Annotated in this window: 10 protein-coding genes; 2 read left to right on the forward strand and 8 right to left on the reverse strand. The window is 55.1% G+C overall.

Annotation, left to right across the window (positions count from 1 at the left end):
- Positions 1 to 302, reverse strand: a 302-nt coding sequence (locus SQ11_RS14170) for a cytochrome P460 family protein (RefSeq protein ID WP_041514852.1), incomplete at its 3' end; no start/stop codon positions are given.
- A 520-nt stretch (positions 303 to 822) separates the two neighbouring features.
- Between SQ11_RS14170 and SQ11_RS17645 the strand changes: the two genes are divergently transcribed.
- Positions 823 to 972, forward strand: a complete 150-nt coding sequence (locus tag SQ11_RS17645) for a hypothetical protein (RefSeq protein WP_198140890.1) — start codon at positions 823 to 825, stop codon at positions 970 to 972.
- A gap of 4 nt (positions 973 to 976) precedes the next feature.
- Here the strand turns inward: SQ11_RS17645 and SQ11_RS14180 are convergent, their stop codons facing one another.
- Positions 977 to 1,270 carry a hypothetical protein gene (locus tag SQ11_RS14180; RefSeq protein WP_041514853.1) on the reverse strand — a complete coding sequence of 98 codons (294 nt, stop codon included), beginning with the start codon at positions 1,268 to 1,270 and terminating at the stop codon, positions 977 to 979.
- Between the two features lie 95 nt (positions 1,271 to 1,365).
- Positions 1,366 to 1,899 (reverse strand): carboxymuconolactone decarboxylase family protein, encoded by a 534-nt coding sequence (locus SQ11_RS14185; protein ID WP_041514854.1) that lies wholly within the window; start codon positions 1,897 to 1,899, stop codon positions 1,366 to 1,368.
- 105 nt (positions 1,900 to 2,004) lie between these two features.
- Between SQ11_RS14185 and SQ11_RS14190 the strand changes: the two genes are divergently transcribed.
- Positions 2,005 to 2,832, forward strand: coding sequence for an AraC family transcriptional regulator (locus SQ11_RS14190; RefSeq protein WP_041514855.1), 828 nt, complete (start codon positions 2,005 to 2,007; stop codon positions 2,830 to 2,832).
- Positions 2,833 to 2,870: 38 nt separating this feature from the next.
- Here SQ11_RS14190 and SQ11_RS14195 read toward each other — a convergent pair whose 3' ends face one another.
- The 5 genes from SQ11_RS14195 to SQ11_RS14215 all read right to left on the reverse strand — a co-directional run bounded on the left by SQ11_RS14195 (position 2,871) and on the right by SQ11_RS14215 (position 6,478).
- Positions 2,871 to 3,152 carry a hypothetical protein gene (locus SQ11_RS14195; protein ID WP_052494284.1) on the reverse strand — a complete coding sequence of 94 codons (282 nt, stop codon included), beginning with the start codon at positions 3,150 to 3,152 and terminating at the stop codon, positions 2,871 to 2,873.
- A gap of 58 nt (positions 3,153 to 3,210) precedes the next feature.
- The gene (locus SQ11_RS14200; RefSeq protein ID WP_198140891.1) at positions 3,211 to 4,197 is read right to left on the reverse strand and encodes a DJ-1/PfpI family protein; all 987 of its coding nucleotides are present in this window, start codon (positions 4,195 to 4,197) and stop codon (positions 3,211 to 3,213) included.
- 32 nt (positions 4,198 to 4,229) lie between these two features.
- Positions 4,230 to 4,847, reverse strand: a complete 618-nt coding sequence (locus SQ11_RS14205; RefSeq protein ID WP_041514856.1) for a nitroreductase family protein — start codon at positions 4,845 to 4,847, stop codon at positions 4,230 to 4,232.
- Between the two features lie 175 nt (positions 4,848 to 5,022).
- Entirely contained in the window at positions 5,023 to 5,940 is a 918-nt protein-coding gene (locus tag SQ11_RS14210) for an NADP-dependent oxidoreductase (protein WP_041514857.1), read from the reverse strand.
- A gap of 43 nt (positions 5,941 to 5,983) precedes the next feature.
- Positions 5,984 to 6,478, reverse strand: coding sequence for a RidA family protein (locus tag SQ11_RS14215; protein ID WP_052494285.1), 495 nt, complete (start codon positions 6,476 to 6,478; stop codon positions 5,984 to 5,986).
- Positions 6,479 to 6,579 lie beyond the last annotated feature (101 nt).

The following is a 6,579-nucleotide window of genomic DNA, read 5'->3' on the forward strand; positions in this document are numbered from 1 at the left end:
ACACTGGTCATCTCCTTGATGAGTATGGCGCCGTCCCGAAATTTACCTGTTTTTTTCCAGTGCTCCCAGCTCTTAGGGTCAATGTAAACGGTATGGAATTCTTGGAAATTGGCCTTTCCGTTATTCATATCATTTGGGGTGAGAGGCGTACCTACGTAAACCCATTCGCGAAATCCCGTAGGGCGTTCCAACACGTTATTTTTGATAGTGAAGTATTCTTTAGCAGAAACGCTGCCAGACGTTAAGGAAGATCCCAAGGCAGCCAGGATCAATAAACCGGTTAAATATTTGTCAATTCTCATTCAATTCTCCTATCGATTATAAGATTCGGTGGATTCACGTCTTTGCAGCTATTTCGGCGATCCTTCGTAAAGCAATTTACTGATTCTTGGTATTTCGCTTTTCTGAACTCCCTTCCAGTAATATTGCTGTTAGCAGTTTAATAGGCGTGAAATGTCTTTTAGTCCGAGAAATAGGTCCTAAAGTCCAAGATACAGCTCGGTGACTTTTCTATTTCGGTTAAATACGGAAGATACAAAGTGAAGGATGAACTAGGGGTCAGCTCACGAAACGGAAAAAATCGTACGCTAGTCAAGTAAAGAATCGATAATTTCAAGGATTTACAAAAGCGCAATATACACCCGGGGTGCGCGACACAGCGGTTGTCTCCCCGGATGGCCAGAACCTCGACAACTTCTATCTCGCGCGTCCCAGTGCTGCCGAAGTCCAGCTTGACCTGTTCGGCGACTATAAGAGCAAGGGGGCGCTCTGTCCCGCTTTCCAAGAATACTTCCGCACGCACAAGCCGCGCTTCCTACCCGTGTGGGGCAAGAACAACCGCTCTTCCTGTCGTCCGGCGCAAAGGCTTTCAAGCGCGACATTTCCGATGCCGATGTGCGCTTCCTCGATACTGGCCACTTCGCGCCGGAAACCCCCGCAAAAGAGATCGCGGACGCCATAGCGACTTCCTGATTCGCTAATTTACAAACCCTCCTTGACCTGTCCGGCCTCCTTGGGGAGGTTGAGCGCCTCTATAATTCCCTGCCTCATTGCCCGGCACCTGCATCGAGTGGTTCTGGTTAATTATTCCCGCTGTATTTACCGAGCCCTGCTTATTCCCGGCTTTTTTTTCGGTAATTACCAGCTTTAGCGGGTTTTCACCCTCACTATCTTGCGAGTGGGCATGAACCATGCCTGTGAAACCAAGCATCATGGCGTTTAAAACTAGCGCTTGAAGCTTCTTGCTTCTTGAGGAAAAAAAGGGTTCCATCGCAGCTCCTTTATATCAATACAGCGAAAATAAAACTTCAATGTCCGGCCAAGTGTTGCTGATAGCTGAACGACAGGGAAGTCGATAAGTGTTGCTTATAGCTGAACGACAGGGAAGTCGATATCGGTTGCAGCGATATGATTGGTATAGTTCGTGAGGATATTGAGTGCGACATGTGCGATTACCTCAACGATAAGGCCATCATCAACGCCGGCGCTGCGTGCTTCTGCCAGATCCTCGTCATTCAATACACCGCGCTGCTGGACGATCTTCACCGCCAGTTTTACCAGGGCATCAATAACAGGGTCGTTAGCGTGGCCGTCACGCGCCTCACGGATAGCGGCTGGGCTAAGGCCCGCTCCCTTGCCCACTAAGGTATGGGCAGACAGGCAATACTGGCAGCTGTTTGCTTGGCCGATAGCAAGCGCAAGTGATTCACGTTGCGCCGGGGTAAGACGGCCATGAGTCAGTGCTTCCGAAAAAGCCAGATAGCCATTAAGCGCAGCAGGTGCGTTAGCAAAGGTTGTGAGCAGGTTGGGGACTACACCGATCTTTGCTTTGACGGCATCAAGGGTTGCAGCTACAGGGGCCGATGCGTTGTTACGATTGAGAGGTTGAATACGTGCCATGATAGTTCTCCTTGTCTGGTTAGTGATGAGGCGCTTCGTTGCGCTGGAGACATCATGCGATAGTATGCAATACTAAGGGTACCGACTATTTGACCGAACGTACCGATGGATCCCTTAACTCCTTTACTTAGCCAAACATCGCTTGCAGCTAAAGTATTTTTCACAGGCGAGCTATGCCAAGCGGCGACATTCGATGAGACCAAATTAGTAGGTCATATCCATGTGATGAAATCAGGACGAGTGGCGATGACGGTTCGAGGCAATCAACCTGTCATCATCGACCGGCCAAGCATACTTTTCTTCCCCCGCCCTTGCATGCACACCCTCGTGCCGGCTGATGAGCATGGCTGCGAACTGGTATGCGCTTTTGTTGACATCGGCATCAAGGTCAGAAGTCCGTTAGCCATGTCGCTACCCGAAGTGCTTATATTGCCAATGGAAGAAATGAAAACTATTGCTGCGACTTTGGATTTGATGTTCGGGGAAGCATTTGATGAGTCTTTCGGACGCGAATCAGCGCTGGATAGACTCGTGGAATACTTCCTGATCCTAACTTTGCGCCATGTGGTAGAGAGGGGGCACTTGCAGGGCGGTATTTTTGCTGCCTTTGCAGACCCGCGATTATCCAACGCCGTCAACGCCATGCATTCGCGCCCCGCACATCCATGGACTTTGGAAGAATTGGCTGACTTGGCCGGAATGTCTCGGGGACGTTTCGCTGTGAATTTCCGCGATACCGTTGGAATCACGCCCCTGGATTATCTAACCGACTGGCGGATGTCTGTCGCCCAAAACCTGCTGAAGCAAGGAAGGCCCATCAAGAGTGTGGCGGCGGCCGTGGGCTACCAGAGTCAGGCGGCGCTGGCCAGGGTATTCACCAAGCGCATTGGCTTGGCACCGACCGACTGGGTCAAGCAACTTTCGCCGGTCTAGGTAATGGTCCAATGAAAAAGCCTGCGATATGCAGGCTTTTAGTTAATACGTTGAGCTACGTAAATCAAAACCCCTTTCCTGTTGCCAACCAACGCATGACGTCCTCGTTCGGCAGGTAGACCGAAACGGCCAGCAGTACCACGTCTTTCATAAGGAATATTGCCAGCCATCGCCGGGAAACCGCCAGCGGACGCCGCCCAACCATCCGGCATAAAGGGAATGATAGTCACGGTAAGGACGAATGTAACCACCGAGCCGAACGGACCGAGGATGCCGAGCTGTTCCAAAAACTTAAAAAGCGCAACGCGCCAAACAACCACTCGGTTACTCCAAGAAAATAGCTAGCGCCTCGGATGCCGATCGCTCCTGAAGCCCATGTCACCGTTTTGTTCTCTTGGTACGTATCAAGAATGTGAGACCCGCAACGAACGCACCGAACAGGAAAGCAGCCGCAGCGATGACAGAGGCAAGTTTCCAGTGTAGCCTTGGCGGCAGGACAGCATTGGCGACACGTTTGAACTGGAGATCATTGGCGACTTCCGCGGCGAGTTCGTCGCTCGTCAGCTTTGCAAGCAAGGCAATCGCAGCTTCGTAGGAAACGACGCTGCCGTTGGACGTCAGGACACCGTCATCAATGACGAGGTTGATGTCGTGTTGCACAAGTACGTTCGGGTAATTCTTTTGAAACGACGCTTCGCCGCCTGCCCAGGTTGTTGCCCGTTTTCCATCGAGAACGCCCGCTTCAGCCAACACCAACGCGCCCGAACAATTGCTCGCCATCCAGTCAGCTGTTTTTGACTGATTCCGTATAAAGTCGATGAGCGCCCGGTTGCCAAGCACGGTGTCCATGTCATAGCGGCTTGGAACGATGATTACGTCATAGCTGGGCGCTTCAGCGAGAAGTCTGTCGGCCTTTAGCTTAATGCCTTCCTCGGTAAGGATATCGAGATCGCCGTCCGCGGCAACGGTCTCGACATTGATTTTTTGCAGCCAGGGTTTCTTGGCGGCATTCCCGAAGACTTCCAGTGGAGCAGTGATATCGCTGGTCAGCACCCCATCATAGACGATCACGGCGACGTTAATGGAGTTGTCGCCGGCCTTCGCGGGCACAGCGGCGAAGACCAGTGCCATCATCGCGAAGGCGGGCGCGGCGTAGGTAGCAGTGATGATGGCTCGAATCTTCATGTCAAGTGCCTTGCTCAAGGAGTCGAGCAGGGTGGCCCATGCGTTGAACGCGATCGGGCTCTGCGCGAAGGTCGCCATCATATTTGGGGTGAACCCGATGTTCTTGGTGAACGTATCGAGAGTCGGTTTCGAATCGGCTGGCACCTGTTCCGGCTTTGGCAATGAAGTTCTAGGTATCATGGTTTTCCTTAAGCTAATGGTTTCACTAATAATTACACCAAATCCAATACATCGGCCACCGGACGGCGCGGCTTCTGCGCCCAGTTTCCCGGACGCTCCGCCCCTATGGACAACAGCATGACCGGTACTTCGTCCTCGGCCAGTCCGAACTCGCGGTGCACCGCTTCGGCATCGAAACCGATCATTGGCGTCGAACCCAGGCCCAGCGAGCGGGCCGCATAGATCATCGCCGCCGCGCCGAAGGTGCCGGTGCGCACTGCCTCGTCGCGCTGGCGCTGTGGATACTCCATGTACAGATCGCGTGCGGGGATTTCCCATTCCGGCACCATCGTTACCGGCATGACGCCCGCTTCAACCAACGGAGCCAGGCGTTCTGGTATTACGCTGGAATCGGCCAACTGGCCGACGACGATGAAGGTAACGGCTGCATCCGTGATCGCGGGTTGATTCCAGGCGATCGGACTCAGCCGAGCCTTGGCTTCACGCGTGCGCACGGCGATGAAGCGCCAGTTCTGCAAGTGGAAGGAGGTTGGCGCGGTGGTGCCAATTCGCACCAACTCGCGGATTTGGTCGTCGCTCAAGGTGGCGGCAGGGTCGTAATACTTGGCAGCGGTGCGGCTCAAGATACATTCGATGACGGCATTGGTCATGGTTATCGTTATTCCTATCGGTGAAGAGTTAGGACCGCGAGCGCTTCAGACTAGAGCTACGTGACCGGTTTGAAGAGACGGTAGCAACAACTCCGGTGTCGAGTACAATCCCGACCGGCGGGAAGGTAGCGGCAATCCATGTGTGAGGACAGAACCGCTCGCCCTTCCGGAGTCCTCACGGACGAATGCGGATGACCGTCTTCCCCGTGCGCCGCTCGGTCGGGTTGAAGGCGGCAACAGCTTCGTCGAGGGTCGAGACGTTGCCGATGTTCGTCCGCAGTCGTCCGTCCCGCACCCGCTGGACGATCTCGCTCAGTTGAGCGCGATCGGACTCGACAACGAAGTCGATCGCAAGGCCGTCAACGGGCCGCGCCTCAGACGGCCCGACGATGGACACCAGCCTTCCTCCGGCTCGAATCAGGCGCGCGGACCGCTTGCCGATGTCGCCGCCGATGACATCGAACACTAGGTCGACTCTGCCTACGTCTTCCAGCGTGTCGCTGTCGAGGTCGACAAACTCCTGCGCGCCGAAGTTGAGCGCCTTTTGACGGTCGGTGGCACGTCCGGTGCCGATGACGTGGGCGCCAGCCAATCGTGCGAGTTGCGTTACCATCGACCCGACTGCGCCGGCCGCACCGTGCGCGATTACGCTTTGCTCCGCCCGAAGGCGGCCGTGCTCGAACAGCCCCTGCCACGCGGTGAGGCCTGAGATTGGCAGGCTCGCGCCCACTATGAAGTCAACGTCGCCCGGCAGCGGTGCGAGGTTGCGTGCCTCGATCGCCACATACTCGGCCAGGGTGCCGTCGCGATACCAGTCCGCGAGGCCGAACACTCGCTGCCCCACCGACAGACCCGTCGTGCCATATCCGAGGGCGGTAACTACTCCGGCCAGCTCGTGGCCGAGGATCGACGGTGTTCGATCACGGTCGCGGCGATTGGTCCAGGTCGAGGGCCACGCCAACTCGGTCCCGACGAATCCCGACGCATGAATCTGAACGATAACGTCGTTTATCGCTGCCTGCGGCTCGGGTCGCTCCATCAGCTTCATCCCGGTCATTCCCGCAGCCTGGTCCTTTACCACGATTGCCTTCATGGGAATTGTCTCCTTTGTCGTTGTCTCTTTGGTGGAAATGTTGTTACCCGGTTCCAGCGGATATCAATCCGTGTCCGTCCATGCTGGACGGCAGCACTGCCGTGAAGACGATTTCGACAAGCTGCTCAGGAAAGGCCAGCCTCGCTACGCCGATTAGATTGCTGGCACACTGGGGCCGCGCCGTGGCATAGGCTTCTTTGCGCACCTTGCCCGCGACCGCAAACGCTGTATCGACATCGAGGACATAGAGCGTCTCTTCCACCACATGATCAAGAGTCGCCCCGAAGCGCGCCAGAATCTTCGCAGCGTTGGTATAGGTCACTCGCATCTGCTCTGCCATCGTCGAGAAGTTGGCCGGTTTGCCGGATTCATCGAGTGCCGCAGGCGCAATCATGTTCCCCTTGTCGTCCTGGCTGAGCTGGCCGGACACGTGAATCGTGTTTCCAATCTTGATGGCCTGTGCATAGCCGTAGTCATCTTCGGCCGGAAAACCGTGATAAGCTGCCTCTTTGCCATTTGCTGCGGTTGCGTTCGTCATATCTTATCCTCTATCTCCAGTAAGGTCGGCCCAGGTATCCGAGCCATTTGTCCATTCATGACTTTTATTTGCCTCCGACAGCCTTCTCCGGGTTCGACTTT

It is taken from the genome of Nitrosospira sp. NpAV (assembly GCF_000832065.1).
Classification (GTDB): Bacteria; Pseudomonadota; Gammaproteobacteria; order Burkholderiales; family Nitrosomonadaceae; genus Nitrosospira.